General features: G+C 70.8%; 20 protein-coding genes. 7 read left to right on the top strand and 13 right to left on the bottom strand.

The annotated features are described in order from the left end of the window. Positions 1 to 202 precede the first annotated feature (202 nt). Entirely contained in the window at positions 203 to 784 is a 582-nt protein-coding gene (locus NRP21_RS24155) for a TetR/AcrR family transcriptional regulator (protein ID WP_257718801.1), read from the bottom strand. Between the two features lie 191 nt (positions 785 to 975). On the opposite strand from NRP21_RS24155, the gene NRP21_RS24150 reads away from it, so the two are divergent. Genes NRP21_RS24150 through NRP21_RS24135 form a run of 4 tightly spaced genes read left to right on the top strand, consistent with a single transcriptional unit; the run spans position 976 to position 6,891 of the window. After that, complete coding sequence (locus NRP21_RS24150; protein WP_257718800.1) at positions 976 to 2,148, top strand: efflux RND transporter periplasmic adaptor subunit; 1,173 nt, start codon at positions 976 to 978, stop codon at positions 2,146 to 2,148. Further along, on the top strand, positions 2,145 to 5,318 hold the full coding sequence (locus tag NRP21_RS24145) for an efflux RND transporter permease subunit (RefSeq protein WP_257718799.1): 3,174 nt from the start codon (positions 2,145 to 2,147) through the stop codon (positions 5,316 to 5,318). Before NRP21_RS24150 ends, NRP21_RS24145 begins: the two co-directional genes overlap by 4 nt. Before the next feature lie 58 nt (positions 5,319 to 5,376). Beyond that, positions 5,377 to 6,357: a Bug family tripartite tricarboxylate transporter substrate binding protein gene (locus tag NRP21_RS24140; RefSeq protein WP_257718798.1), complete on the top strand. Its 981-nt coding sequence runs from the start codon at positions 5,377 to 5,379 to the stop codon at positions 6,355 to 6,357. Positions 6,358 to 6,372: 15 nt separating this feature from the next. Beyond that, the gene (locus tag NRP21_RS24135) at positions 6,373 to 6,891 is read left to right on the top strand and encodes a MaoC family dehydratase (protein WP_257718797.1); all 519 of its coding nucleotides are present in this window, start codon (positions 6,373 to 6,375) and stop codon (positions 6,889 to 6,891) included. Positions 6,892 to 6,970: 79 nt separating this feature from the next. On the opposite strand, the gene NRP21_RS24130 is transcribed toward NRP21_RS24135, so the two are convergent. The 5 genes from NRP21_RS24130 to NRP21_RS24110 form a co-directional block, all read right to left on the bottom strand. Beyond that, positions 6,971 to 8,194, bottom strand: coding sequence for an MFS transporter (locus NRP21_RS24130; RefSeq protein WP_257718796.1), 1,224 nt, complete (start codon positions 8,192 to 8,194; stop codon positions 6,971 to 6,973). Between the two features lie 119 nt (positions 8,195 to 8,313). After that, positions 8,314 to 10,383 carry an acetate--CoA ligase family protein gene (locus NRP21_RS24125; RefSeq protein ID WP_257718795.1) on the bottom strand — a complete coding sequence of 690 codons (2,070 nt, stop codon included), beginning with the start codon at positions 10,381 to 10,383 and terminating at the stop codon, positions 8,314 to 8,316. Then, the gene (locus NRP21_RS24120; protein WP_257718794.1) at positions 10,380 to 11,186 is read right to left on the bottom strand and encodes an enoyl-CoA hydratase/isomerase family protein; all 807 of its coding nucleotides are present in this window, start codon (positions 11,184 to 11,186) and stop codon (positions 10,380 to 10,382) included. The genes NRP21_RS24125 and NRP21_RS24120 overlap by 4 nt, the downstream gene beginning before the upstream one ends. Positions 11,187 to 11,195: 9 nt before the next feature. Further along, positions 11,196 to 12,161 carry a D-2-hydroxyacid dehydrogenase family protein gene (locus tag NRP21_RS24115; protein ID WP_257718793.1) on the bottom strand — a complete coding sequence of 322 codons (966 nt, stop codon included), beginning with the start codon at positions 12,159 to 12,161 and terminating at the stop codon, positions 11,196 to 11,198. A 5-nt stretch (positions 12,162 to 12,166) separates the two neighbouring features. Further along, positions 12,167 to 13,159 (bottom strand): Bug family tripartite tricarboxylate transporter substrate binding protein, encoded by a 993-nt coding sequence (locus NRP21_RS24110; protein WP_257718792.1) that lies wholly within the window; start codon positions 13,157 to 13,159, stop codon positions 12,167 to 12,169. Between the two features lie 159 nt (positions 13,160 to 13,318). Here NRP21_RS24110 and NRP21_RS24105 point away from each other — a divergent pair, with 159 nt between their 5' ends. After that, positions 13,319 to 14,197, top strand: coding sequence for a LysR family transcriptional regulator (locus NRP21_RS24105; protein ID WP_257718791.1), 879 nt, complete (start codon positions 13,319 to 13,321; stop codon positions 14,195 to 14,197). Between the two features lie 10 nt (positions 14,198 to 14,207). On the opposite strand, the gene NRP21_RS24100 is transcribed toward NRP21_RS24105, so the two are convergent. The 4 genes from NRP21_RS24100 to NRP21_RS24085 form a co-directional block, all read right to left on the bottom strand. Then, positions 14,208 to 15,248, bottom strand: a complete 1,041-nt coding sequence (locus tag NRP21_RS24100; protein WP_257718790.1) for a phosphotriesterase family protein — start codon at positions 15,246 to 15,248, stop codon at positions 14,208 to 14,210. Between the two features lie 33 nt (positions 15,249 to 15,281). Next, positions 15,282 to 16,871: an ABC transporter substrate-binding protein gene (locus tag NRP21_RS24095; RefSeq protein WP_257718789.1), complete on the bottom strand. Its 1,590-nt coding sequence runs from the start codon at positions 16,869 to 16,871 to the stop codon at positions 15,282 to 15,284. Positions 16,872 to 16,943: 72 nt separating this feature from the next. After that, complete coding sequence (locus tag NRP21_RS24090; RefSeq protein WP_257718788.1) at positions 16,944 to 18,269, bottom strand: aspartate aminotransferase family protein; 1,326 nt, start codon at positions 18,267 to 18,269, stop codon at positions 16,944 to 16,946. 100 nt (positions 18,270 to 18,369) lie between these two features. Further along, complete coding sequence (locus NRP21_RS24085) at positions 18,370 to 19,440, bottom strand: amino acid ABC transporter substrate-binding protein (RefSeq protein ID WP_257718787.1); 1,071 nt, start codon at positions 19,438 to 19,440, stop codon at positions 18,370 to 18,372. A gap of 217 nt (positions 19,441 to 19,657) precedes the next feature. On the opposite strand from NRP21_RS24085, the gene NRP21_RS24080 reads away from it, so the two are divergent. Continuing rightward, positions 19,658 to 20,401, top strand: coding sequence for a GntR family transcriptional regulator (locus NRP21_RS24080; protein ID WP_257718786.1), 744 nt, complete (start codon positions 19,658 to 19,660; stop codon positions 20,399 to 20,401). Positions 20,402 to 20,483: 82 nt separating this feature from the next. Here NRP21_RS24080 and fumC read toward each other — a convergent pair whose 3' ends face one another. Next, positions 20,484 to 21,905, bottom strand: a complete 1,422-nt coding sequence (gene fumC, locus NRP21_RS24075; RefSeq protein ID WP_257718785.1) for a class II fumarate hydratase — start codon at positions 21,903 to 21,905, stop codon at positions 20,484 to 20,486. 338 nt (positions 21,906 to 22,243) lie between these two features. After that, the gene (gene rfaD, locus NRP21_RS24070; RefSeq protein ID WP_257718784.1) at positions 22,244 to 23,227 is read right to left on the bottom strand and encodes an ADP-glyceromanno-heptose 6-epimerase; all 984 of its coding nucleotides are present in this window, start codon (positions 23,225 to 23,227) and stop codon (positions 22,244 to 22,246) included. 213 nt (positions 23,228 to 23,440) lie between these two features. Between rfaD and NRP21_RS24065 the strand changes: the two genes are divergently transcribed. Then, entirely contained in the window at positions 23,441 to 24,598 is a 1,158-nt protein-coding gene (locus tag NRP21_RS24065) for an AGE family epimerase/isomerase (protein ID WP_257718783.1), read from the top strand. 122 nt (positions 24,599 to 24,720) lie between these two features. Here NRP21_RS24065 and NRP21_RS24060 read toward each other — a convergent pair whose 3' ends face one another. Further along, a complete protein-coding gene (locus NRP21_RS24060; RefSeq protein WP_257718802.1) occupies positions 24,721 to 25,233 on the bottom strand; it encodes a D-glycero-alpha-D-manno-heptose-1,7-bisphosphate 7-phosphatase in 513 nt (170 codons plus the stop codon). Between the last annotated feature and the right edge of the window lie 4 nt (positions 25,234 to 25,237).

Genomic DNA, 25,237 nt, shown 5'->3' with positions numbered 1-25,237 from the left:
TACCACCGTCTCTCAGGGTGAAGAGCAACAGCGAGAAGAACGGGTACCAGAAGACCGGACGGAAAAGAGGTCGGCCAGCGGGATCGTCCTACAGGCGGGCTGAGCCAACGGCCCGCGCCACCACATCGTCCCGCTGAAGACGTTTCTGCTTTGCCAGGAGAGCTGACACTTCATCTTGGTTGCAACAACTGGAAGGCCAGCGTCAGCCCGGCCCCGGCCGCGCCAGCCCGCTTAGGATGAGCCGGGTCTGTGCGGCGCACATCGCTTCGAGCGAGGGTGCCCGCTCCGGCCCCAGCATGCCGCGCCAGACCGATGCCATGGCCACCGGAGCCATCAGCACCGCCGCGAGTCCGCCATCCTCCGCCGCGTCGGCGCGGAACTCTCCGGCGGCGGCTCCCGCGCTCACCACGGAGGTGATGAGGTCGAGGCCGCGGGAGAGCACCTCCAGCCTGTAGAAATCCCCGAGCTCGGGAAAGCGGTCCGCCTCCGCGAGGAGCAGCTTGAAGAGCACGCTGTCCCGGGAGTCCTCCCCGACGCGCTGATAGGCAAGCCGGATGAGCCGCTGCAGGAGGTCCGCATAGGGACCATCATGTGCTGCGACCAGCTTCTCCGCCTCGGTGAAGACCGGCTGGATGCAGGAGCGGACGACCGCCGTGAACAGCTCCGCCTTGCCGGGAAAGTAGTAGTAGATCAGCCCCTTTGCGACCCCGGCCCGGGCTGCGGCCCCCGCCATGCTCGCCCCGCCATAGCCCCGTTCCGCAAATTCCTCGAGCGCCGCCTCCAAGATCTGCGGAAGGCGCTCCTCCGGGGTCAGGCGCCGCCGCGCGCCCCCTCGTCCGACCTCCGTCCGCGCCTCACCGCCACTCAACATCCGTCCCCCATGCGTCGACAATTGACCGAGCCGTCAACAAGCCTATATCAACCCAGTTATTGACCATTCGGTCGATAAGCAAGGCCCTGGGGCGCCCTTCTGTCATGCCTGACCACAATCTCATGAATCGGGAGACGACGATCACCGTGACTGGCCGCGGCGCCCCTGCTCGCCGCGGCAGGCTGGTCTTCGTGGCGCTCGCCCTTCTCGTGCTGGGCGGCGCCGTCCTCATGCGCGGCGAGATTTCAGCCCTGCTGCATCGCCCCATGCCGGCCCCTGCCCCTGTCGCCGCCGCGGAGCCGCCGCCCGCCCTGACCGTCGCCGTGGCCGCTGCCACGCCGCGCCCCCTCGCCCGCTCCGTCGTGGGCGACGGCTCCATCGTTCCCTGGCAGGAACTGGTGATTGGCGCTGAAGCGGGCGGCCTTCGCGTGGCCGAGGTGGCCCTGGAGGAGGGCGACGTGGTCCGCGCCGGCCAGGTCCTCGTCCGGATGGACGAGACCCTGCTTCGCGCCATCCTCGGCCAGGCCGAGGCGGCAGTAGCGGAAGCCCAGGCCGCGCTCCGAAACGCCCGGCAGGACCTGACCCGCGCCGCCGACCTGTCCCGCACCGGCAATGCACCGCGCCAGACCCTGGAACTGCGGGAGGCGGCGGCGCTGCAGGCCGAGGCCCGGCTGGCCTCCGCTGTCGCGCGGCGGGAGGAGGTCGCGGCCCGTCTCGCCCAGGCCCGGATCGTGGCGCCCGCCAACGGCATCGTCTCCCGCCGCACCGTGCTGCCGGGCAATGTCACCTCGGCTGGGCAGGAGATGATCCGCCTGATCCGGGATAGCCGGATCGAGCTCGATGCCCGCGTGCCGGAACTGGAGCTCGCCGCGGTGCAGCCCGGCCAGCCCGTTCGCGTCTTCCATGGCGATCGGGTCGTCACCGGCACGGTGCGCGCCGTGGCACCGACCGTCCTGGCTGATGCACGGCTGGGGGTCGTGCATGTCGCGCTCCCGCCCGAGTCAGGCCTGCGCCCCGGCATGTTCGCCCGCGCCGAGATCCAGCCCGGCGACGCCCCGGGCCTCACCGTGCCGCAATCCGCCCTTCTTTTCCGCGAGGGCCGCCCCGCCGTGCTCGTGCTGGCGGAGGACCGCGTGGCCCTTCGGCCCATCACCACCGGCCGGCGCGGCGAAGGGGTGGTCGAGGTCACCTCGGGCCTTGCGGAGGGCGAGCGTGTCGTCGTCACCGGCGCCGGCTTCCTCAGCGACGGCGACCGCGTGCGGGTGGCCGGCCAGTGAGCGACGCCATGCACTCCCCCTCCCCCACCGAGCATCGCAACCTCTCGGCCTGGTCCATCCGGAACCCCGTGGCCACGGCGGTGCTCTTCGCCGTGCTGACCCTGGCGGGGCTCCTCGCCTTTCCCACGCTGCGGATCAACAACACGCCGGACCTGGACCTTCCGGCGGTGGTGGTCACCGTCGCCCAGCCCGGCGCCGCCCCCTCCGAGCTGGAGACGCAGGTGACCCGCCGGGTAGAGGACGCGCTCGCCGGCCTCGGCGACGTGAAGCACATCACCTCCACCGTCGTGGACGGCGCCTCCACCACCGCCATCGAGTTCGCCGTCGGCACCAATGTGGACCGCGCGACGAACGACGTGCGCGACAAGGTGGCGCAGATCCGCGCCGACCTTCCGGCTGCCATCCGCGACCCCGTGATCACGCGCGTGGAGGCCACGGGCGGCGCCATCCTCACCTACACCGTCGCATCCCCCCGCATGGGGGAGGAGGAGCTCTCCTGGTTCGTCGAGGACACGGTGGCGAAGGCGCTGCTCTCCGTTCCCGGCGTGGCGGAGGTGAACCGGGTCGGGGGCGTGACTCGCGAGGTCCGCGTGGCCCTGCGCCCGGACCGGCTGGTCGCGCTCGGCCTTACCGCCGGCCAGGTGAACGAGCAGCTCCGCTCCCTCAACGTCAACCTCCCCGGCGGCCGCGGCAATCTCGGCGAGGGGGAGCAGGCGATCCGCACCCTCGGCTCCGCCCCGAGCGTCGCGGCCCTGCGGGATCGCCCGATCATCCTGCCCGGCGGCCGCACCGCGCGGCTGGGCGAGATTGCCGACGTTATCGATGCAACCGCCGAGGTTCGCAGCGCGGCCCGGCTGGACGGCCGCCCCGTCGTCGCCTTCGAGGTGCTGCGCACGCGCGGCTCCTCCGAGGTGCGGGTGGCTGAGGGCGTCGCGGCCCGTGTCGTGGAGCTGCAGGCAGCGCATCCCGGCGTGACGATCGTGAAGGTCGCGGACACGGTGGGCTTCGTCCTCGCCGGCTACCACGGCGCGATCGAGGCGCTGCTGGTGGGCGCGGGCCTCGCCGTCCTCGTCGTCTGGGTCTTCCTGCGGGACTGGCGCGCGACGGCCATCGCGTCCCTGGCCATGCCGCTCTCGCTCATCCCGACCTTCTTCGTGATGAAGTGGCTGGGCTTCTCCATCAACAACATCACCCTGCTCGGCCTCACCCTCGTCGTCGGCGTGCTGGTGGACGACGCGATCGTGGAGATCGAGAACATCGTCCGCCACCTGCGCGCGCGCCGGGATGGCAGCGCGATGCAGGCCGCGCTTGATGCCTCGGCCGAGATCGGGCTGGCGGTGGTGGCGACCACGGCGACGATCCTCGCCGTCTTCGTGCCCGTGGCCTTCATGCCCGGCATTCCCGGCCAGTTCTTCCGCCAGTTCGGGCTGACGGTTGCGACCGCCGTGTTCTTCTCCCTCGTCGTCGCGCGGATGCTCACGCCGCTGCTGGGTGCCTACCTCCTGAAACCCAAGACCCATGCCGGGTCCGAGGAGGTCGGGGATGGCGCGGTTGGCCGGCGTTACATCTCCCTCCTCGGCTGGTGCCTGCGGCACCGCTGGACGACGCTGGCGGGCGCGACGGCCTTCTTCGCCCTCTCCGTCGCCCTGATCCCGCTGATCCCCCAGGATTTCGTGCCCGCCGCCGACCGGGGCCGCGCCTCGCTCGCCATGGAGCTGGCCCCCGGCGCCACGCTGGCCGACACCGAGGCCGCGGCGGCGGAGGTGGCGCGCATCCTGCGGGCACGGCCCGAAGTCGCTTCCGTCTTTACCTCGCTCGGAACCCGCAGCGCCGGCGGCGGCCCGGCGCTGGGCAGCAGCACGAAGGAGGGCGAGCCGCGGTTGGCGAGCTTCACCGTCACCCTCGTTCCACGCGCGCGGCGGGCCCTCAGCCAGCAGCAGATCGAGGCCGCGTTGCGCCCTGCCCTGGAGCGGATCCCCGGCGCCCGCTTCCGCTTCGGGGCGGACGGGCAGAGCGGCGCGAAGCTTTCCGTGACCCTCGTCTCCGACGATGCCGTGGCCCTGGAGGGTGCCGTGCGCGACCTGGAGCGGCAGGTGCGGACGATTCCCCAACTCGCGAGCGCCCGCTCCACCGCCTCCCTGAGCCGGCCGGAGCTGCAGATCGTGCCGGACGAGGCGCGGGCGGCGGAACTGGGCGTTTCCCCCACCGCGATCGCGACCACGGCGCGCATCGCAACGACGGGCGACGTGGACCAGAACCTCGCCCGCTTCAATCTGTCCGACCGGCAGATCCCGATCCGCGTCATGCTCGACGAGCCTGCGCGCGGTGATCTCACGGCCCTGCGCTCACTGCGCGTGGAGGGCCGCGCCGGGCTTGCCGTGCCCCTGAACGCCGTGGCCGAGATCCGCTACGGCGCCGGCCCCGCCCAGATCGAGCGGCTGGACCGGGTGCGGAAGGCGACCGTGGAAGCGGAGCTGAACGGCCTTGCCCTTGGCGATGCGACCAAGCTGGTGGCGGCCCTGCCGGTCATGCGGAACCTGCCGGCCGGGGTGCGGGAGCGCGCGACGGGCGATGCCGAGGTGATGCAGGAGCTGTTCGGCAGCTTCGTAGTGGCGCTCCTGACCGGGGTGGGCCTCGTCTATCTCGTCCTCGTCCTGCTCTTCGGCGGCGTCCTGCAGCCGTTGACGATCATGTCCTCGCTGCCCCTCTCGCTCGGCGGAGCGCTGATGGCGCTGCTGCTGGCGCAGAAGGCGCTCGGCATCTCCGCCGTGATCGGCGTGCTGATGCTCATGGGCATCGTGGCGAAGAACTCGATCCTCCTCGTCGAATACGCGATCGAGGCGCGGCGGGCCGGCATGCCCCGCACCACCGCCCTCGTCGAGGCGGCGCGCAAGAGAGCCCGGCCCATCGTGATGACGACGATCGCGATGGCCGCGGGCATGGCCCATATCGCACTCGGCGTCGGCGCGGATGCGGAATTCCGAGCCCCCATGGCGCTGGTGGTGATCGGCGGCCTGATCACCTCGACGCTGCTGAGCCTTGTCGTGGTGCCCGTGGTCTACGCGGTGCTGGACGATCTCGGGGCCTGGCTCGCCCGGCTCGGGTCGCCGCGCCGGGCGCGCTCCGTCGGGCGGCACGCCGCGGCCGCGCCGGAGGGGGTCGGGCAGTAGGCCGGCCCTCGGTCCCGTGGTAGGGGCTGGCCCCAAGGATTAGCCAGAAGGTGGTGCGGTGACAGGCAGGCGCGGAGCGATCGGGGCCCTCGGTGGCGTTCTGGCGATGGCGGCCGTCCCCGGCGCCCGGGCGCAGGACGCGGGCTGGAAGCCGGACCGGCCGCTGCGCGTGATCGTCACCTTCCCGCCCGGCGGGGTGATGGACATCTCCGGCCGCCTGGGCGCGGACCTGCTGGGCCGTGCCCTCGGCCAGACCGTGGTGGTGGACAACCGCGCTGGCGCGGGCGGCAATGTCGGGACGCTCGCCGCACTGAACGCGGAGGCCGACGGCTACACGGTCCTTCTGGGCAGCATGGCCATCCTTGGCGTGAATCCCGTGCTCTACCCGCGCGGCGGCGTCGATGCCTCGAAGGACTTCGTGCCGCTGGGTACCATCGGGGAGGTGGCGAACATCCTCTCCGTGCTGCCCGGCAAGGTGAAGGCGACGAACCTGAAGGACTTCATCGCCGAGGCGAAGCGGCGGCCCATGATGTACGGCTCGGTCGGCAATGGCAGCTCCTCCCACCTGGCGGCGGCCACCTTCCTGAAGATGGCGGGGGTGGAGGCGACCCACGTCCCCTATCGCGGCTCCGCCCCGCTGGTGGCGGCCATGCTCTCCGGCGAGATCGACTTCGGCTTCGACACCACGGCCACCTCCACCCCGCATATCCGCTCCGGCGCTTTCCGGGCCTTGGCGGCCTCCACGACCCGCCGCGCCTCTGCCCTGCCGGAGGTGCCGACCTTCGCCGAGGCCGGGCTGCCCGGCTACGACGTGGGGCTGTGGACGGGATTCTTCGTGCGGAAGGGCACGCCCGCGCCGGTGGTGGCCGCGCTGCGCCAGGCCATGGCCAGGGGCCGCACCCCGGAGTTCGAGGAGAGGCTGAAGAGCGCCTTCATCGACCCGCTGGTCATCCCGGAGGCCGATCTCGTCCGCTGGACCGACGAGAACGCCGCGCGCTGGCAGGCCGTGTCGCGCGAGCTGGCCCTGCAGGCCGACTAGGGAGGGACGGGGGCGATGACCGGGCCGGTGACAGGCTTCGATCCCCGCGCGCACCGGATGGTGGCGGAGCAGCGCTGGTTCGATGACTTCCGGATAGGCGAGCGCTTCCCCCTGCCGAGCCGCACCATGACGGAGGCGATCTTCCTCGCCTTCCAGGCCGCCAGCGGCGACAACCACCCGATCCACTACGACCGCGCCTACTGCCGCGCCCGCGGCCTGCCCGACATGCTGGCCCATGGCTATCAGGTCGCGATCCAGACCGCGGCCGGGGCGGGCCTCTTCCCGCATCTCGTGCAGGACTCGCTCCGGGCCTTCCTCGAGCAGTCCAGCCGCTTCCTGCACCCGGTCTTCGCCGGCGACACGCTTTACCCGGCGCTGGAGGTGGACGAGCTGACGCCGAACCGCACCACGGGCGTCGTCGGGCTTCGGAGCACCGTCCACAACGGGGATGGCGTGCTGGTCCTGGATGGCCGGCACCGCTACCTCATCGCGCGTCACCCCGCGGCGGTTGGTGCCTCGCCAGGCGCGCCCTAGCCAGCGAGCAGCGCCCGCTCACCGCGACGCCCACCGCGGCAGCGGACCTCTCGCCAGGATGACGCTCCATCGCTGCCGGTCAGGAATGGCTCCCGCCGCCCTTTCCGGTTCCGCGGCCCAGCACAGCCGCGCTGACCAGGCCGAATCCGGCCAACTGGACCGCCATTACGATAAAGGCGAGGCCGTAGCTGCCGCTCCAGTTTACCAGCAGCGTGAAGGCGAGCGGCCCGCAGATCGATCCCCCGAAGCCGAAGAGACTGGCGGCGGAGGTCACGTTGCTCACCTGTGATTGCGGCGCCACCCGCGCCAGCTCCGCCATGTGCACGCCGTTCCACCCGATCGCCGTGAAGCCAACCAGCGCCGCGCAGCCATAGAGGGCCAGGGGCCCCCGGTCGCCGCCGGCGACGAGCAGCGCGACCGCGAGGGCCGAGGCGACGGCCTGCAGGGCGAGGTGGCGCAGGGCGTGCCCGGTGCGGTCCGCCAGCCATCCCAGGGCGATCCGCCCCACCATGCTGGAGAGCTGCATCACCGCCACGATCCGCCCCGCTTCGGCCAGGGAGGCGCCGTGGCGGGTGATGGCATAGGTGGCCGTGAAGGCCATGAGGCAGGACTGGAGCACGGAGAAGGAGACGCCGAGGGCCGTCAGCAGCGGAAGGGTCGGGTGGGCGCGCAGGACACGGACGGATCGCGCCAGCGCCGCCGGGGACAGCAGGGCGCGGGCCCAGCCCTGCTGTCCCGCGCCCCTGTCCCCGTCCAGCCGCTGCCGGAAAGGCTGCACCAGGAGGATCGTGAGCAGCACGACGCCGATGATAGTCCAGAGCGCGGCGGACAGGCCCTGCGCCAGGACCATGGGGGCAACCAGCAGGCCGGCCAGGGCGCCGCCCAGGGGAACGCCAGCCTGCTTGATCGAGAAGATCAGCGTGCGGTGCCGGGGCGGGGCCGCGCGGACCAGGATCTGGCTGCCCGCCGGCGTGTTGTGGCCGGTGCCGAACCCGACCGCCAGCGCCCCGAACAGCCCGAGCAGGCCGAGCGGCTGCGACAGGGCGAAGAGGCCAAGAGCGAGACAGGCCAGGCCGATCTGCAGCGTACGGACGGGCCCGTGATGGCTGAGCATCGGCCCGCCGCAGGCCAGGCACCAGCAAATGCCGGCCGATGTCAGGGCCGAGACGAGGCCGATGCTTTCCGGTGCCAGGCCGGCGCGGGCCATCAGCGGCGGGCCGAGCAGGGGAATGGCGAGGGAGGCGAAGGAGCTGACGGTCTGGACGAACAGGGTGGCAACGAGGGCACTGGCCCAGAGGGGCAATCTCAATTCCGGCTTCCACCCTTTCGATCGCCTGGTCTTGTGCCGCCAGGTCTGCCGGGGCCAGGTCTCCTTGGGAGTGTGCCGGAAGAGGGGGACCGCTGCCAGATGGGCGGCCGCGCTCAGCCGAGCACGGCCAGCCCGTCCGCCGCGCAGACCCCCTGCCCCGCCGGCAGCACGAAGAGCGGGTTGATCTCCGCCTCCAGCAGCCGCTCCCCGGCCGCACCCGCCATGGCCGCGAAGGCGAGGATGGCGTCCACCAGCGCCGGCAAGTCCGCCGGCGGCGCGCCGCGGAAGCCCTTCAGCAGCGCGCCCGTGCGCAGCTCCGCCACCATTCCCTCCGCATCGGCGCGCGAGATCGGCAATAGGCGCAGCGCCGTGTCCTGCAACAGCTCCGCCGCCACCCCGCCCATGCCCAGCAGCAGCACCGGGCCGAGCTGCGGATCGCGGTGGAAGCCCAGGATCATCTCGACCCCGCCGCGCACCATCGCCTGCACGAGGAAGCCCTCGGGCGCGGGGGCGCCGGCAGCCCTCAGCCGCTCCAGCATCGCCGCCGCGGCCTCCGGCAGCGCCTCCGCGGTCAGGCCCACCGCCACGCCGCCCAGGTCGCTCTTATGCAGGATCTCGCGCGAGAGGACCTTCAGCACGACGCGGTCGCCCAGCCCCTGGGCGGCTGCCGCCGTGCCCGCGGGATCCTGCGCCACCGCCTCCGGCGCCACCGGCACGCCGAAGCGGGCGAAGAGCGCCTTGCTCTCGGCCTCGTTCAGCGGCCCGGGCGGCAGGGCGGCGAAGGCGGGATCGGCGTCTGCAGGGGCCGGCGGCGCCGTGTCCGGCGCCGGGCGGGGCTGCAGCGCGGCCAGCACGGCGGCGCAGCTCTCCGGCGCCGTGAAGGCGGGAATGCCCTGGTTGTTCAGCAGCCGCGTCACCTCCGGCGCGTGCGGGCTGACGTAGCAGAGGATCGGCTTGTCGCTGCGCGCCTGGCACTCCACCACCGCGTCCGCCACGAGGCTCGGCTGCGCGAGTGCGGAGGAGCCGACGATGACGATCGTCGCGTCGTAGCCTGGGCTCTCCTGCAGCGCGTCGATGGCGCCGCGGAAGAGGTCCGGCCGCAGCCCCGCCAGTGTCACGTCCACGGGATTGCGTGCGGCCGAGGCCGGCTCCCCCGTCAATGCGCCGATCCGCCCCGCCGTGGCCTCGTCCGGCACCGGCACGTCGAAGCCGGACAGGCCGAGGCTATCCGCCACCAGCGTGCCCGCCCCGCCCGTGGAGGTGAGGATCGCCACGCGCTTGCCCGCCGCGCGCCGGCCCGCCGCCAGCGCCGCGGGGATATCCAGCAGGTCCGCGAAGGTTTCTGCACGGATCACGCCACACTGCCGGAACAGCGCGTCATAGACGCGGTCCGACCCGGCCATGGCGCCGGTGTGCGAGCTGGCCGAGCGCGCGCCGGATTCCGAGCGCCCGACCTTGAACATGACGATGGGCTTCCCGATCGCCGCCGCCCGCAGCGCCACGCGCCGGAAGGCCTCGGGCCGCCGCAGCCCTTCCATGTACACGGCGATGACGCGGGTGGCGTCGTCGTCCAGCAGGTGCTCCATCAAGTCCGTGCTGTCGAGGTCCGCCTCGTTGCCCGTGGAGGCGAGCTTGGCGAAGCCGATGCCGCGATCCGTCGCGCGGGAGAGGAGCGAGCCGAGGATGCCCCCGCTCTGCGACACCACGGAGATGGAGCCCGCCCGCAGGTTCCCCATCTCCAGCGCGCCGGTGGCGGAAAGGGTGATGCGGTCCGTCAGGTTCACCAGCCCGATCGTATTCGGGCCGAGCAGCCGCATGGAGCCCGCGGCGTCCTTCAGCGCCCGCTGGCGCCGCGCCCCTTCCTCATCCGCCTCTCCGTAGCCGCTGGCGAGCACGATGGCTGCCGCCGTGCCGCGCGCCGCCAGGTCCCGCACGGCCTGCTCAGCGCGCTCCGGCCCCAGCAGCACGATGGCCGCGTCCGGTGCCTGCGGGAGGGAGGCGACGTCGGGGTAGCAGGTCAGCCCGCCGATCTCGGCCACGCGCGGGTTCACGGGGTAGATCTCCCCAGTAAAGCCGTGCTTGCGGAGGTAGCCCACCGGCCGCCCCGTCATCTTCGTGGCATCGGCCGAGGCGCCGACCACGGCGACGCTGCGCGGGGTGAGAAGCCGGGCGATGGCGTTCACGACGCGGCCTCCTTCCGCTTGGCGCTGCGCTCCATGAAGGCGCGCACGGAATCCAAATGGTCCTGGGAGGCGTAGCAGATGCCCTGGGCCTGGCTGCCCATGGCGAAGACCTGGTCCGCGGTCAGCTCGAATGTCTGGTCCAGGATGGTCTTGCTCAGCGCCACCGCCCCGGGCGCGGACCTCGCCAGCTCCGCCGCCCAGCCCTGCGCCTCGGCCAGCAGACCCTCGGCGGGTGCCACGCGGTCGATCATGCCGATGCGCAGCGCCTCCTCCGGCTGCACCGTCCGGCCGGAGTAGATCAGCTCCTTCGCGCGGGCGAGGCCGACGCGGCGGGGCAGGAAGTACATCCCGCCCCCATCCGGGATCAGGCCGCGCAGCACGTAGGTCATGGCGAGAGTCGCCGTGTCCGCGGCCACGACGAAGTCGCAGCACAGGGCCAGGTCACAGCCCAGGCCCGTGGCGGCGCCGTTCACCGCCGCGATGGTCGGCTTGGGCAGGGTGTGCAGCGCCGAGATCATGTGGTGCGTGCGGTGCTGGCGCCTCCAGCCATTGATGCCCACCATGCCGTGCGGCACGGTCAGCCGCTGCTGCATGGATTTGATGTCGCCGCCCGAGCAGAAACCCTTGCCTGCGCCGGTGATGACGAGGGCGCGGATGCCCTCCTCCTTCGCTACATGGTCCAGCGCGTCCAGCATCTCGTAGCGCATGTCGTCATCGATGGCGTTGCGCACCTGCGGGCGGTTCAGCGTCATCGTGGCCACGGGGCCGTCGGTGGCCAGGGTGATGGCTTCGTAGGTCTTCATCGCACCCTCTCAGGCGGCTTGCGGTTGCGGGGTCAGCGGGTTCGGCAGTGGCCGGCCGGCGTTGAAGGCGTGCAGCGCCTCCGTCACGCCCTCGAAGTACAGGCGGTAGTTCTCGGCCGTGACGTAGCCGAGATGCGGCGTGAGGATGGTGCGCGGCGCACCCAGGAGCGGATGGCCCGGCGGCATGGGCTCGATCTCGTGGACGTCGATGGCGGCACCGCCGAGATGGCCGGATTCCAGCGCGGCGATCAGCGCCGCCTGGTCCACCAGCCCCGCCCGCGCCGTGTTCACCAGCAGCGCCCCCGGCTTCATCGCCGCCAGTTCCGCCGTGCCCACCGTGTTGCGGGACCGATCGCCCAGCACGAGGTGCAGCGTCACGATATCGGCCGCGCGGAACAGCGCGTCCTTCTCCACGCGGCGCGCGCCCGCGGCGGCGGCGGCCTCCTCCGTCAGATTGGCGCTCCAGGCGATCACCTCCATGCCGAAGGCGCGGCCCAGCGCGGCCACCTGCCGGCCGAGCTTGCCCAGCCCCACCACGCCGAGCGTCGCGCCCTGCAGGCTGCGCCCCGGCCCAGTCTGCCAGTGCCCCGCGCGCAGGGCCGCGTCCTCGAACGGCACGCGCCGCGCGAGGGAGAGGATCAGCGCCCAGGTCATCTCGACCGTCGGCGCTTCCAGGGAGCGCGTGCCGCAAGCGGCGATGCCGCGTGCCGCCAGGACCCCCAGATCCAGCGTGCGGTTCTTCGCGCCGGTGGTCACCACCAGCCGCAGATCCGGCAGGCGCGCAATGAGCGAGGCGGGAAAGGGCGTGCGCTCGCGGATCAGCACCACGGCGTCGTACCCCGCCAGCCGCTCCGCCAGCGCGGCCTCGTCGAACACATGGTCGGTGAAGAAGGTCACGGGCAGGCCGGACCAGTCGGCCGCGCCCGGCGCGGCGCCGCCGAAATCGTCCAGCACCGCGATCCGGCGCAGCGCCATGGGGGTCACTCCACCCTGATCTGCGCGCGGCGCACGACATCCGCCCAGCGCGCCCGGTCCTCGGCCAGGAAGCGGCCGTAGGCGGCGGGCGTATCGCTCGCCTCCACCTCCACGCCCTCGTCCAGCAGGCGCCTGCCCGTCTCGGGATCGGCCAGGGTCGCGTTCAGCGCGGCGTGCAGCTTCGCCACCCGGTCCGGCGGCATGTCCTTCGGCCCGACGATGCCGTACCAGGTGGAGGAGAGGATCCCCGGGAAGCCCTGCTCCCCCGTCGTCGGAATGTTCGGCATCACAGGCGAGCGCTTCGTCGCCGCGATCCCGATGGCGCGCAGCGCGCCGGATTCGATATGCGGCTTCAGCGGCGCCAGGGCATTGGTGATCATGCTCAATCGCCCGGCCAGCACGTCGGTCAGCGCCGGGCCCGTGCCGCGATAGGGCACGTGCTCCATCTCGATGCCGAGTGTGAGGGCGATCATCGCGGGCAGGGCGTGCCCCGTGGTTCCCACGCCCGGCGAGCCGTAGGTGAGCGGCGGGTTGGCCTTCTTCGCCACCTCCTGCAACTCCTTCAGCGTCCGCGCGGGAACGGAGGGGTTGAGGCAGATGACGTTCGGCGCCTGCCCGATGAAGCCGACCGGGGTGAAATCCTTCAGCACGTCATAGGGCACGCGCTGCTGCACGAGGCTGCTGATGAGGAAGCTGCCGCTGCCCGCGAGAAGCAGGTCGTAGCCCTCAGGCTTGCTCTTCGCGACAAGGTCGTTGCCGATCAGCCCGCCCGCGCCCCCGCGGTTCTCCACCACGAAGGTCTGGCCGAGGCGCTGCCCCATCCCCTCGGCCACCAGCCGTCCCACCACGTCGTTGCTGCCGCCGGTGGCGAAGGGGATGATGAGGCGGATCGGGCGGTCGGGGTAGCGCTCCTGCGCCCGGGCGGGGCGGACCAGTGCTGGCAGAACAAGGCCGGGCAGGGCCAGGGCAGGCAGCATGAGGGCGGCGCGGCGGCGCATGGGCGTTTCCTCCTGGCCCCGGGGATTGGCCCGGCTTCTCCCTGCCGGCGAACGGACCGGCGGCTCCGGATGCCCCGGGGAAGCCCAGGATGCGCCCGTTGCCCCGGCCCGGCCAGGGAGGAAAGCTTGCCCTACCCCAACCCCGGGTTATGCTGGCGCATGGCGGATGACCTGCCCCCCCTCGCTTCCCTCCGTGCCTTTGTGCTGGTGGCCGAAACCGGCAGCCTCAGCGCGGCCGCGGCCCGGCTGAACGTCACCCAGCCCGCCATCAGCAAGCGCCTGCGGGAGCTGGAGGCACGGCTGGGCGAGCCGTTGCTGCGCCGGGGCGCCAACCTCGTCCGCCCCACCGAGGCCGGCGCAGCCTATGCCAGCGCCCTGTCCGAGGCCTTCGCCCGCATCCGCGCCGCCACCGCGGCCCTGCCCGGCCAGGCGCGGCCGATCCGCGTGCTGGCCTACACCACCTGGGCCCTGCGCTGGCTGATCCCGCGCATTCCGCATTTCCGCGCCGAGCATCCCGGGCTTGAGGTGGAAGTCTCCACCTCCACCGACGCACGGGCCATTGCGGAGGCGCCGGCCGACGTCGCCGTCCGCACCGCCCCGGCCGACCACCCGCCCGTGCCCGGCGCCATCCGGCTGCAGCCTGTGCTGCTCACCCCCTTTGCCACGCCGGCCCTGGCGCGGGCCCAGCCCCTCTCCGCCATGCGCCTCCTCGCCAGCCGCATCCGGCCGAACGACTGGGCCCAGTGGCAGGCCGCCCATGGGCTGGAGCCCGGCGCACCGCCGCTGGTCTTCGAGAGCACCACCCTCGCGATCCAGGCGGCGCTGGAGGGCATGGGCGCGGTCGTCTGCTCCCCCTCCTTCGTCGAGCGAGAGCTGCGTCGCCGCGCCCTGCGGCGCCTGGCGCCCGACGTCATCCCGGCCGGGGACCATTACTGGCTCATCCGCCCCGGCGGCACCGCCCGCCCGGCCGTGGATGCCTTCACCGGATGGCTCCTGCGGGAAGCGGCGCCGGAAGGCGCCGAAGCGCCGCTTCCGTGATGTGCCCAGCTCAGATGAAGGTCAGCAGGCGGCGCGGATTTCCGACCATGATCGCGTCGATCTCTGCCTCGGAATAGCCCCGCTTGCGCATGTGCGGCAGGACCTTCCTCTGAATATGGGCGTAGCCGTGGCCGCCGAATTCGCTGAACTGGATGGTGTGGCAGATGTCGTGGCTGATCACGACCTGGTCCAGGTGCCCCCGCTCGATCACGCGGCGGATGGTGCGGAGCCGCATGCCGTCATTCGGCATGTCGATGTCGGAATGGGCGTAGTAGGTGTTCTCCTGGCCGAAGAGGTCCCATTCCAGGATCACCCCGGCATCCGCCAGGCGGAACAGGCGGTCATCGTCGAAGATCGTGCGGTCGATATGGTCGATGATGGTGCGGCTCATGTCGGCGCCATGGGCGCGCAGGAACTCCACCAGCATCCAGGGATGGTCCTCGTGCCGCGCCGGATGGATGGTGAGCGCGGCGCCGGTCTCCTGCTGGGCAACGACGGCCCCCGCTAGGACGCGCTTCTCCAGATCCGTCCAGGGCCATTGGCAGCCGATCTCGCCGACGATGCCGGCGCGTACCCCGGTGCCCCAGGCCCCCTGCTGCACCTGGTCGATCATCTCCTGGGCGAAGCTGTCCACCGTGCGGTCGTGGTTGGCCGGGTCCTGGTAGTCGTGGACGTAGTGGCCGCAGCCCATGACGATGTGCGCGCCGGTCTCCCGCGCGACCTGCGCCAGCCCCTCGGGGTCAGGCACCAGCCCGCCGATGGTCAGCTCCACCACCGTCTTGCCGCCGGCCTCCACCATCTCCGCCGTGGCGCGGCTGGCCATGGCGCGGTCGCGCTGCGTTGTGTTGCGGATATCGGCGACGTGGCTGTTCAGCAGGTCCCAGTACTGCCCCGGCGAAGGCCCGCCCCTGGAGGCCGGGTCGCGCTTGGCGGGATGCGTGATGTCCCAGATCAGGTGCTCGTGCATCAGGGTCGGGCCCAGTTCGGCCGGGTCCACCAGGCCCAGCACCGTCTGGGCCTTGCCCCGCATCTCGTCTCGCGTCAGGCGCATCGCGTCGTCTCCTCGGGGTTCAGGTCCAGGGAATCAGGCCCAGCGCACGTTCCAGGGATAGCTGGACGCGGTCTTCAGGAAGCCGGTCAGGCCGGTGCGGTAGGCAGTGCGAATGAAGTAGCGGCCCAGTGGAACCACCGGCACCTCGCGGAAGCTCTCCTGCTGGATCTCCTCGGCCAGCCGCGCCTGCTCCGCCTCGTCCGAGGCCGTCAGCCACTCCGCCGAAAGTGCCTCCACGCGCGGGTTGGAGTACCAGCCGAACCACCCATTGGCGCCCTGCCCGCGCAGGATCGGGGTGATGGCCGGGTTGAGGATGCTGGGGCTGGGCCACCAGGTGTGAAAGATGCTCCAGCCGCCCCGCTCCACCGGCTCGCGGCTCGCGCGGCGCTGGATCACGGAGCCCCAGTCCGTCTCCACCAGCTCCACGTTCATCTCCAGCTTCTTCAGCAGGTCGGCGGTGACGAGGCCGAAGGGCCCGATGCTCGGAAGGTCGCTGGGATTGATGATCACCACCTTCTCGCCACGGTAGCCCGCCTCGCGCAGCATGGCCTTGGCACGGTTCAGGTCCGCTGGCCCGCGCAACTCGGCCGGCAGCGTCTCCCGCCCGTAGGGCGTGCCGCAGGGCCAGACGGAATGGCATTCCGAGAAGATCTCGGGATCGTTGCCGGTGATGGCGCGCAGGTAATCGTCCTGGTTCGCCGCGTAGAGGACCGCCCGGCGGATTCCGGTATTGTTGAAGGGCGGCTGGAGATGGTTGAAACGCAGCGTCCCGATATAGCCGGTCGGGTCGTTCACGGCGACGGTGACGCCGCGGCCGCGCCGCAGCAGGGGCGTGAGGTCCGGGTTCACCTGATCCCACCAGTCCACCTCGCCGGCCTGCAGCGCCGCGGCGGCGGTCGCGCTGTCCGGCATCACGCTCCACTCGATGCGCTCGAAATGCGCGATCTTGCCGCCGGCGGTGTTCTCGGCGGGCTCCTGCCGGGGCACGTAGCCGTCGAACTTCCGGTACACCACGCGGGAGCCGGAATTGTACTCGTCCGCCACGAAGCGATAGGGGCCGGAGCCGACCATTTCCGGCACCTGCCGGAACGGATCGGTGCGGGCGAGGCGCTCTGGCATCATGAAGGCCGAAACCGCCGCGGTCTTGGCGATGGCGCTCAGCAGCAGCGGAAAGGGAGAGCGCAGGGCGATGCGGATGGTGCGGTCATCCGCCGCGCCCATGCTCTCCAGCAAGGGGGCGAAGGAGCCCCCGAACACGTCGCGCTTCGCCCACCGCTCCAGGCTCGCCGCGCAGTCCCGCGCCAGCACGGGCTGCCCGTCGTGCCAGCGCAGGCCATCGCGCAGCCGGATGGTCCAGGCGCGGCCATCGTCGGACACGCCGTGCCCTTCCGCCATCTGTGGCCGCACCTTGCCCGCATCGTCGATGCCGAAGAGCGTGTCGAACACGGTGTAGCCGTGGGTCTGGGTGATGGAGGCGGTGGTCCAGACCGGGTCCAGCGCCGTCAGGTTGGCCTGCGGGACGAAGCGCAGGACGCGCGGATCCCGACGCTGCGCCAGGGCGGGCGGCATCCGCGCCGCAGCGACCAGCCCGGCCCCGGTTGCGATGAAGCGTCGGCGATGCATCGGTGATCTCCCCACTGTCGTCCAACAGCCCGGGCACCGGGGCCCGGGGGAAAGCCGCTGCGATGGCGCGGTTCAGGGCGCCTCGCCGGCGCGCGGCAGCAGCGCTCCGCGCGCCTGGGCGAAATCCGCCACGGCGGCCACGAAGCGATCCAGGTCCGCCTGCGCCACCGGAAGGCTGAGCGCCACCATGCCGCGCCGTGCCAGGTAGAAGCCCGCCGCGGCCATATCGAGGAAGAAGAGCTCGCGCAGCGCCTCCTCCCGCTCGGTCTGGACATAGGGGCGCTCAATGGGCCCCGGGCGGAACTGGGCCGTGGCCATGGAGCCGATGCCGCTGAAATGCATGGCGGTGCCGGCCTCGGCGAGGGTCGCGTTCAGCGCGGCGCGCAGGGCCTCCCCGCGCTCGAACAGCGCCTCGGCCACATCGGGCGTGAAGATGGCGCCCATCGCGACACGCCCGGCCGCCATGGACAGCACGTTGTTGTTGAAGGTGCCGGCATGGGGCAGCTTGCCGTCGAACAGCGCCATCACATCGGCCCGGCCACCGAAGGCGCCGAAGCTCATGCCCCCGGCCACGTACTTGCCGAGGGTTGTCATGTCCGGCGTGATGCCCAGGCGGTGCTGCATCCCGCCCCCGCTCATGCGGGAGGTCATCACCTCGTCGAAGATCAGCAGCGCGCCCACCTCCTGCGTCGCCTCGCGCAGGGCAGAAAGGAATTCCGGGCGTGCGGGAATGCAGCCGCCGCTGCCCAGCATCGGTTCCACGATCACCGCCGCCAGTCGGTCGGCATGGGCGCGGATCGCTGCGACCGCGCCCTCGGTGTCGTTGTAATCGGCCATGACGAAGGGGAAGGGCACCGTCACGGGCGCCGGGCCGTTCATGGAGAAGAGCAGCACGCCGCCATGATAGCCGCCGCGGAAGGCCATGATGGTATCGCGCCCGGTGAAGGCCCGCGCGGCCGTCAGTGCCATCAGGTTGCCCTCGGTGCCGCTGTTGGTGAAGCGGACGAGTTCGATGGACGGGAAGCGCCCGCAGATCAGCGCGGCCAGCTCGCCCTCCGCGGCGCTCACGGCGGCCAGGTTCAGGCCGCGCGCCATCGCCGCATGCACGGCGGCGTGGATGCGCCCCTCCGAATGGCCGAACAGGCCGGCAGTGTATTCGCCGCAGAGGTCGAGATAGCCGTGCCCGTCCACGTCCCAGAGCCGGCAGTCCTCGCCGCGCTCCATCGCGATTGGGAAAGGGCCGTAGGACAGCACCGAGCGCGTGTTGCCGCCGGGCATGACCTGCCGCGCGGCATCGTGCAGGGCGCGGCTCTGCGGATGGGCAACGACATAGCGCTCCCGCGCCTCTTCGAGGGTGGAGGACAGGTCACTGTTCCGCAGCATTTCAGCGGCGCTCATGGGCGGATACTCCTGCAAGTCACGCCCCGGCCATCATCGGACCGGGTATCGTCATATCGAAGGGGCGAGGCCAAGCGGCGGAGAGTCGCGGGTGGTGCCATCACTGCCAGAGCCAGGACATGAGAAGGCCGCCCTGCGACCACAGGCGGTTGGGCCCGCGATCAATCCCCAGCCCTCCCCTGCCCGCGGTGCGCTCGAACACCTCGCCGTAGTTGCCCAAGGTGCGGATCACCCGATAGGCCCAGTCCGCGTCGAGGCCGAAGCCGACGCCGATGTTGTCGATGCGCCCGAGGAAGCGCTGCACGTTGGGATCGGGGTTGGTCCGGCGGATCTCCTCCACATTGGCGCGGGTGATCCCGAACTCCTCCGCCTGGATCAGCGCGAAGACGGCCCAGCGCGTGAGCGTCGCCCATTCCGCGTCGCCGTTCCGCACCAGCACCCCGTGCATCTCCTTCATGATGACATCCGGAAGCAGGAGGAGGCCCTCCGGGTCGGGGGCGGCCAGGCGGTTGGCCGCGAGATTGATCATGTCGTTCGTGATCGCGTCGCACCGCCCGGCGAGGAAGGCCGCAAGGACGCTCGGGGCCGTATCGAAGGCGATGGTCCTGACCTCGATCCGGTTGGTGCGGGCCCAGTCCTGCAGCGTCCGCTCGTTCACGGAGCCCTGGGTGGTGCAGACCGACGCCCCGTTCAACTGCCGGGCCTGTTCAACCCCCGCCTGCCGGCGCACCAGCAGGCCCTGCCCGGTGAAGAAGTGCGCGACGGTCTGCGTGAGGCCCATGGTGCTGTCCCGCGCGAGGGTGAGCGCGGTGGTGCGCGACAGCAGGTCCACCTCTCCGGATTGCAGGGCGGTGAAGCGGCTCTGCGCGGTGGTGGGTATGAACCTTACCCGCTCGGCATCGCCGAGGACGGCGACCGCGATCGCGCGGCAGATCTCCACGTCGAACCCGCTCCAGCGCCCGTTGCTGTCGGGCGCCGACATATGGGCGACGCCTGTGGAGACGCCGCAGCGCACATAGCCGTTGCGCTTCACGGCATCCAGCGTGGGGCCCGCTGAGGCGGGCCTGGCGAGGGTGGCGGCACCGATGGAGAGGCCGAGGCAGGCCAGCTGAACAATTCGCCCGAGCTGCTTCACGACAAAGCCCTTCATCAGCTCGGCAAGTGTGATCACGGAATCAATCGATCTGCAATCGCAATTCTGTCAGGAGGTCACGTATGTCATGCTCTCGGATCGGGGGACCGGCGACGGCCATGGGGCGAGCATTGTCAGGCTGCTACGCGACTGCTCGCGGTATTCCGGCGATGGCTGGGGTGCTAAGCTGCAGTCAATCAAGATGACTGAAGCAAGCCATATGCCACGCCAGATTGCCCGGGAGTGTGATCACACCATGGGCGTCCCGGAGATACCGGTCAGGGAAGGCCAGGACGGGCCGGCGCTGGAGGAGGTCGCCTATCACCGGCTGCGGGAGGCGCTGGGCAGCGGCACCTTCCTGCCGGGCGACCGCCTCTCAATCCGCCGCGTCGCGGCCGCCCTGGGGATGAGCAGCATGCCCGCGCGCACGGCGCTCCGGCGGCTGGCCGCGGAAAAGGCGTTGGAGCTGCTACCCAGCGGCACGGCAATCGTGCCGCACCTCACCCGCGCCGCCTTCGTGGAGCTCAGCGCTGTCCGCGCGGAGCTGGAACCGCTTGCTATCCGTCTGGCGGCACCACGGCTGGTCCCCTCAGCACTGGACGAGCTCGGGGCACTGATCGGGGCCCATGACGATGCACGATCCAGGGGAGATGCGGAGGCGGTGCTCCGCCACGACCGCGACTTCCTGTTCAGGGTCTATCGCGCGGCGGACGCGCCGATGCTGCTGGGGTTGATCGAGACGCTCTGGCTGCGGCGCGGGCCGATCTTCTGGCAACTGCGCTGGGTGTCCCTCGCCTCGGGCGGGATGCGGCACCGGCACGAGGAGATCCTCGCGGCACTGCGCACCGGCGACGGGGAAGCGGCCTCCGCGGCGCTGCGGCGGGAGATCCTGGACGCCAGCCTCTTCATCCAGGGCGCCACGCGCTTCCCGGACGATGACGCGCCGGCGGACCGGCTCGCCCGGCTGGGGCGGCCTCTCCGCGAGGGTGGTGCTCCCTGAGGAGCGGCGCCTTTTCCCGCGCCGCCCCAGGGATGGCCGGGCACCGGCCCGGCCACGGAACGGATGAGCCGGGCAGCGAGGCCTAGGGCTTCGGCCCGGTCATCTCCTCCGCACGCACCCACTCGTCGAACTGCTCGCCCGTGACATGGCCAAGCTTCAGCGCCGCTTCGCGCAGCGTCGTGTTCTCGCGATAGGCCGTCATCGCGATCTTGGCCGACTTCTCGTAGCCGATATGCGGGTTCAGCGCGGTGACGAGCATGAGCGAGTTGTCGAGATGATCGCGGATGCGCTCCTCGTTGGGCTCGATGCCGCGGGCGCAGTGCTCGTCGAAGGCGCGGCAGGCATCGGCGATCAGCTCGGCCGATTCCAGGACGTTGTGCACCATGACGGGCTTGTAGACATTGAGCTGGAAGTTGCCCTGGCTTCCCGCGAAGGCGACGGCGGCATCGTTGCCGAAGACCTGCACGGCGACCATGGTCATCGCCTCGCTCTGCGTCGGGTTCACCTTGCCCGGCATGATGGAGGAGCCGGGCTCGTTCTCCGGGATCCGCAGCTCGGCGAAGCCCGCGCGCGGGCCGCAGGCGTACCAGCGCACGTCGTTGGCGATCTTCATCAGGGCGCCGGCGAGCGTCCGCAGCGCCGCGCTGGCATTCACCAGGTCGTCATGGGCCGAGAGGGCCGCGAACTTGTTCGGTGCGGAAACGAAGGGCTTGCCCGTCTCCTGCGCGATGTAGCGGGCCGCGGTATCGCCGAAGGCCGGGTGCGCGTTCAACCCGGTGCCGACCGCCGTGCCGCCGATCGCGAGGCGGAGGAGGCCCTTCACCGCGTGCTCCAGCGTGGCCACGGCGTCGTCCAGCTGCGCGACCCAGCCGCCGATCACCTGGCCCAGCGTCACCGGGGTTGCGTCCTGCAGGTGGGTGCGCCCGACCATGACGATCTGGCCGAACAGGCGCGCCCTCTCCTCCAGCGTGTCCCGCAGCTCGCGCACGGCCGGGACGGTAACGCCCGAGATCACCTCGACCGCGGCGATGTGCATGGCGGTCGGGAAGGTGTCGTTCGAGGACTGGCTGTGGTTCACGTCGTCGTTCGGGTGCACCGGCTTCTTGGAACCGAGTTGCCCGCCCGCAATCTGGATCGCGCGGTTGGCGATTACCTCATTGGCGTTCATGTTGGTCTGGGTGCCGGAGCCGGTCTGGAAAACCACCAGGGGGAATTCGGCATCCCATTGCCCATCGATCACCTCCCCCGCCGCGCGGACAATGAGGTCCGCCTTCTCCCGCGGCAGCTGGCCGAGCTCCGCATTGGCCAGGGCGGCGGCCTTCTTCAGGATGCCCAGGGCCCGGATCACCGGGCGGCCGAAGCGGAAGCGCTCGACGCCGATGGGGAAGTTCACGCGGGAACGCTGGGTCTGGGCGCCCCAGAGGCGATCGGGCGGAACCTGGACCTCGCCCATGGAGTCCGTCTCGGTCCGGAAGCCTGCTTCCGGGTTGCTCGCGTGTGTCATTCATCCTCCGCTTCGGACGAGGTGGGCTGAGAAGGTCCGATTCACGTCAATAATATACTGCGAACGACTTGCATTGTCATATGACAGGCGAGGGCGCGGGAGAGCACGTGCCTGGCACGCAGGCAAGGCTACCCGCTTCCTCATCAACCCGAACGACGCGAAGTCCGGATCGTCGCAACGGACCTACCCGGTATCCGCACCGTTCCGAGGGGCTTCCGCTCGCAAGGGTTGGAAACTGTCCAACCCTCGCTGAAGTTCCCGGGGCGCTCTGGCCAGCCCAGGAACTCCGGTGCCCTTCCCTTCCAGGGGACTGCTGCCGGGCCCTGTCCGGAACAGGCTCAGCGGTACTGATCCTCGCTGGCGAGGTACTGCGTCACGTAGCGGGTGACGCCCTCCTCCAGCGATGTCAGCGGAGCATTGTAGCCGGCGCGGCGGAGCTTCGACATGTCCGCCTCGGTCCAGTACTGGTAGCGGCCGCGCAGGTTTTCCGGCATCGGGATGAACTCGATGTTCGGTTCGCGCCCGAGCGCGGCGAAGACTGTCCTGGCGAGGTCCGCCCAGCTCCGGGCCTTGCTGGAACCAAGGTTGTAGAGACCCGACGCGGCCGTGCTCCGAAGCAGCCAGAGGATGATGTCGCAGATGTCGTCCACATAGACGAAGTCGCGGGACTGCCCGCCATCGGGGTAATCAGCGCGGTCCGAGGCGAACAGGCGGGCCGGCTCCCCGCGCAGGACGGTCGTCGTCACGTTGAAGACGCCGCTGCGCATGTGCGCCTTGTGGTACTCGTTCGGGCCGTAAACGTTGAAGAACTTCAGCCCGTACCAGCGCGAGGGCGTCCGGCGCCCCTGCTCCACCTCGCGGGCCACGCGCCGGTCGAAGACGTGCTTGCTCCAGCCGTAGAGGTTCAGCGGCTTGAGCCCGGCGAGGAATTCCGGCGTGTCGCCATCGATGAAGCCGGAATCGCCGTTGCCATAGGTTGCGGCGGAGGAGGCGTAGATGAAGGGGATGCCCGCTTCCGTGCAGTGGCGCCACAGCATCAGCGAGTGACCGAAATTGTGGTCCATCACCTCGTCGCCGTCGGTGGCCGTGGTATCGGAGTTGGCGCCAAGATGAATGACGGCCTCCAACTCCGGCGCCGTCGGCAGCCAGTCCCTCAGCGCCTCGATCGGGACGAAGTCGCTGAACTCATGCTTGCGCAGGTTCTGCCACTTGCCAGCGGTTCCGAGCACGTCGCAGAGGACGACGTCCGTCACGCCTGATTCGTTGAGGCGGGCGAGCAGGTTGGATCCGATGAAGCCGGCGGCTCCGGTCAGCAGTAGCAAAGCGAGACACTCCTCTCGGTCCCGGGCGACATGGAGCACGGCGCGTGCCGGTGACGTTGCGATATTCTATGGCCTGACAACGGCCCCGTCAGCCCGGGGGAGCCCCGGTGGTTTACCTACGGGATGAAAGGTGATTGCATTCGTGGAACGCGAAGATCGCGCAGCACGCCGCTGCTGCCGCGCAACCGAGACACTCAACGTATGATCAGTGACATGACAGGGACGAACGCCTCGGTGCTGAGCGCATCGGAGGAAGCGGTCTCCTGGCTGAGGAATGCCGCGTGGCCTCTCTGGCTTGAGCACGGGGTGGATTGGGCCCGTGGTGGCTTCCGTGAGAGCCTGGAACTGCACACGCTGCGAAGCCCGGCGGCGTTCCGGCGGTTGCGCGTCGTGTCCCGGCAGGTCTTCGTCTTCGCGGAGGCACATGCGCTGGGTGTGCCGCACGCGGCGGAGGCCGTGGAACTCGGCGTGGCGTTCCTGCGAGACCGGGCGCGCCAGGCGGATGGCGGCTATGCGCAGCGCTTCGACCTGGACGGCGCGGTGATCGACGGCAACCGCGACCTCTACGACCACGCCTTCGTGCTGCTGGCACTGTCCAGCGCCTCGCGCCTGCTGCCGGGCGATGCGCTCCGGCAGGAGGCGCTGGCGCTGGTGCGCTACCTGGACGAGGAATTCGCGCATCCGGCGGGGGGCTACCTGGAAAGCCTGCCGCCTGCCCTGCCGCGCCGGCAGAATCCGCACATGCACCTGCTCGAGGCCTTCCTGGCTGCGTTCGAGGCGTTCGGCGAGGCCGTGTTCCTGGAACGCGCCGGGGAAATGGTCAGGCTCTTCCTCAACCGCTTCCGCGACCCGGCGACAGGAACCCTGCCGGAGTTCTTCGACGGGGAACTCGTCGCCCAGCGTGAGGGCGGCCGCCACGTCGTCGAGCCGGGCCATCACTGCGAGTGGGTGTGGCTGATCCATTGGTACCGAGGGCTTGCCGGCGCGAATGCTATCGTCCCCGCGGATGTCCTCGGCGGGGCGGAGCGGGATCTGCTCGCCTTCGTCGATCGCCACGGTGTCAATCAGCGACTCGGTACGGCCTTTGATGAGGTCTGGAGCGACGGAAGCCTCAAGGGCCCGGGCTCGCGCCTCTGGCCGCAAACGGAGCGGCTGAAGTCCGAGGTCCTGCGGCCCGACGCAACGCCGGACAGCATCATCCGGGCCTACGACGCCCTGCAGCAATACTTCACCCCGAACCCGAGAGGGCTCTGGTTCGAGCGGATCGGTGTGGATGGAAGGGCAACGAAGGAGCCGGCGCCCGCCAGCAGCCTGTACCACCTGACAGCGAGCATTCTGGTGTCGCACCGGAAGCTGGTTGGCCGTGCCTGAAGCGGTGTTGTCGGAGCGCACGGGAATGACGGACGCGAGCAACGCATTTCGGCCGACTCAGCCCTGTTGACAAGCTCCGGCGCAGCCAGGGGGCATGGACGCCCTGATCGGGCAGCTGGCGCCTAAATCAGGCCTTGAACGAAGCCTTTGAGATTGCCGGACGCGAACAGGTGTCCCGGTATTCCCGCGGCTTGTGCGGCCTGCATGTCTGTTTCGCGGTCGCCGATCATGAAGGACCCGTCCCGCTCCACCGGCCAGGCGGAGAGCAGGTTGAGGATCATGCCGGGCGCTGGCTTGCGGCGGTGGCAGACGCGCCGGTAGGCCTCCACCGCTGCCTCCGGGTGGTTCGGGCAGTACTCGAAAGCGTCGATGCGCGCGCCGGCCTCGGCCAGCTCGGCGGCCATCCAGGCGTGCAGCCGGTGCACCGCTTCCTCGGTGTAGTAGCCGCGGGCGACGCCGGCCTGGTTCGTCACCACGAAGACGAGGTAGCCCGCCTCGTTCAGGTGGCGCACGGCCTCCTTCGCGCCGGGGATCCACTGCACTTTGGCCGGGTCGTGCGGGTAGCCGTCATCGACGATCAGCACGCCGTCCCGGTCCAGGAAGGCGGCTGGGCGAGCCTGGTCCGGCGCGGCCACGCCG

The sequence above is a fragment of the Roseomonas populi genome (genome assembly GCF_024594815.1).
Lineage (GTDB): Bacteria > Pseudomonadota > Alphaproteobacteria > Acetobacterales > Acetobacteraceae > Roseomonas > Roseomonas populi.
This window is presented reverse-complemented; position numbering and strand designations above follow the sequence as displayed.

What these genes read in the sequence shown, in the direction of transcription:
- NRP21_RS24150 (WP_257718800.1), top strand. Translation starts at nt 976, where the DNA reads ATGCCTGACCACAATCTCATGAATCGGGAGACGACGATCACCGTGACT.
- NRP21_RS24135 (WP_257718797.1), top strand. Translation starts at nt 6,373, where the DNA reads ATGACCGGGCCGGTGACAGGCTTCGATCCCCGCGCGCACCGGATGGTG.
- NRP21_RS24120 (WP_257718794.1), bottom strand. Translation starts at nt 11,186, where the DNA reads ATGAAGACCTACGAAGCCATCACCCTGGCCACCGACGGCCCCGTGGCC.
- NRP21_RS24115 (WP_257718793.1), bottom strand. Translation starts at nt 12,161, where the DNA reads ATGGCGCTGCGCCGGATCGCGGTGCTGGACGATTTCGGCGGCGCCGCG.
- NRP21_RS24110 (WP_257718792.1), bottom strand. Translation starts at nt 13,159, where the DNA reads ATGCGCCGCCGCGCCGCCCTCATGCTGCCTGCCCTGGCCCTGCCCGGC.
- NRP21_RS24105 (WP_257718791.1), top strand. Translation starts at nt 13,319, where the DNA reads ATGGCGGATGACCTGCCCCCCCTCGCTTCCCTCCGTGCCTTTGTGCTG.
- NRP21_RS24100 (WP_257718790.1), bottom strand. Translation starts at nt 15,248, where the DNA reads ATGCGCCTGACGCGAGACGAGATGCGGGGCAAGGCCCAGACGGTGCTG.
- NRP21_RS24095 (WP_257718789.1), bottom strand. Translation starts at nt 16,871, where the DNA reads ATGCATCGCCGACGCTTCATCGCAACCGGGGCCGGGCTGGTCGCTGCG.
- NRP21_RS24090 (WP_257718788.1), bottom strand. Translation starts at nt 18,269, where the DNA reads ATGAGCGCCGCTGAAATGCTGCGGAACAGTGACCTGTCCTCCACCCTC.
- NRP21_RS24080 (WP_257718786.1), top strand. Translation starts at nt 19,658, where the DNA reads ATGGGCGTCCCGGAGATACCGGTCAGGGAAGGCCAGGACGGGCCGGCG.
- fumC (WP_257718785.1), bottom strand. Translation starts at nt 21,905, where the DNA reads ATGACACACGCGAGCAACCCGGAAGCAGGCTTCCGGACCGAGACGGAC.
- NRP21_RS24065 (WP_257718783.1), top strand. Translation starts at nt 23,441, where the DNA reads ATGACAGGGACGAACGCCTCGGTGCTGAGCGCATCGGAGGAAGCGGTC.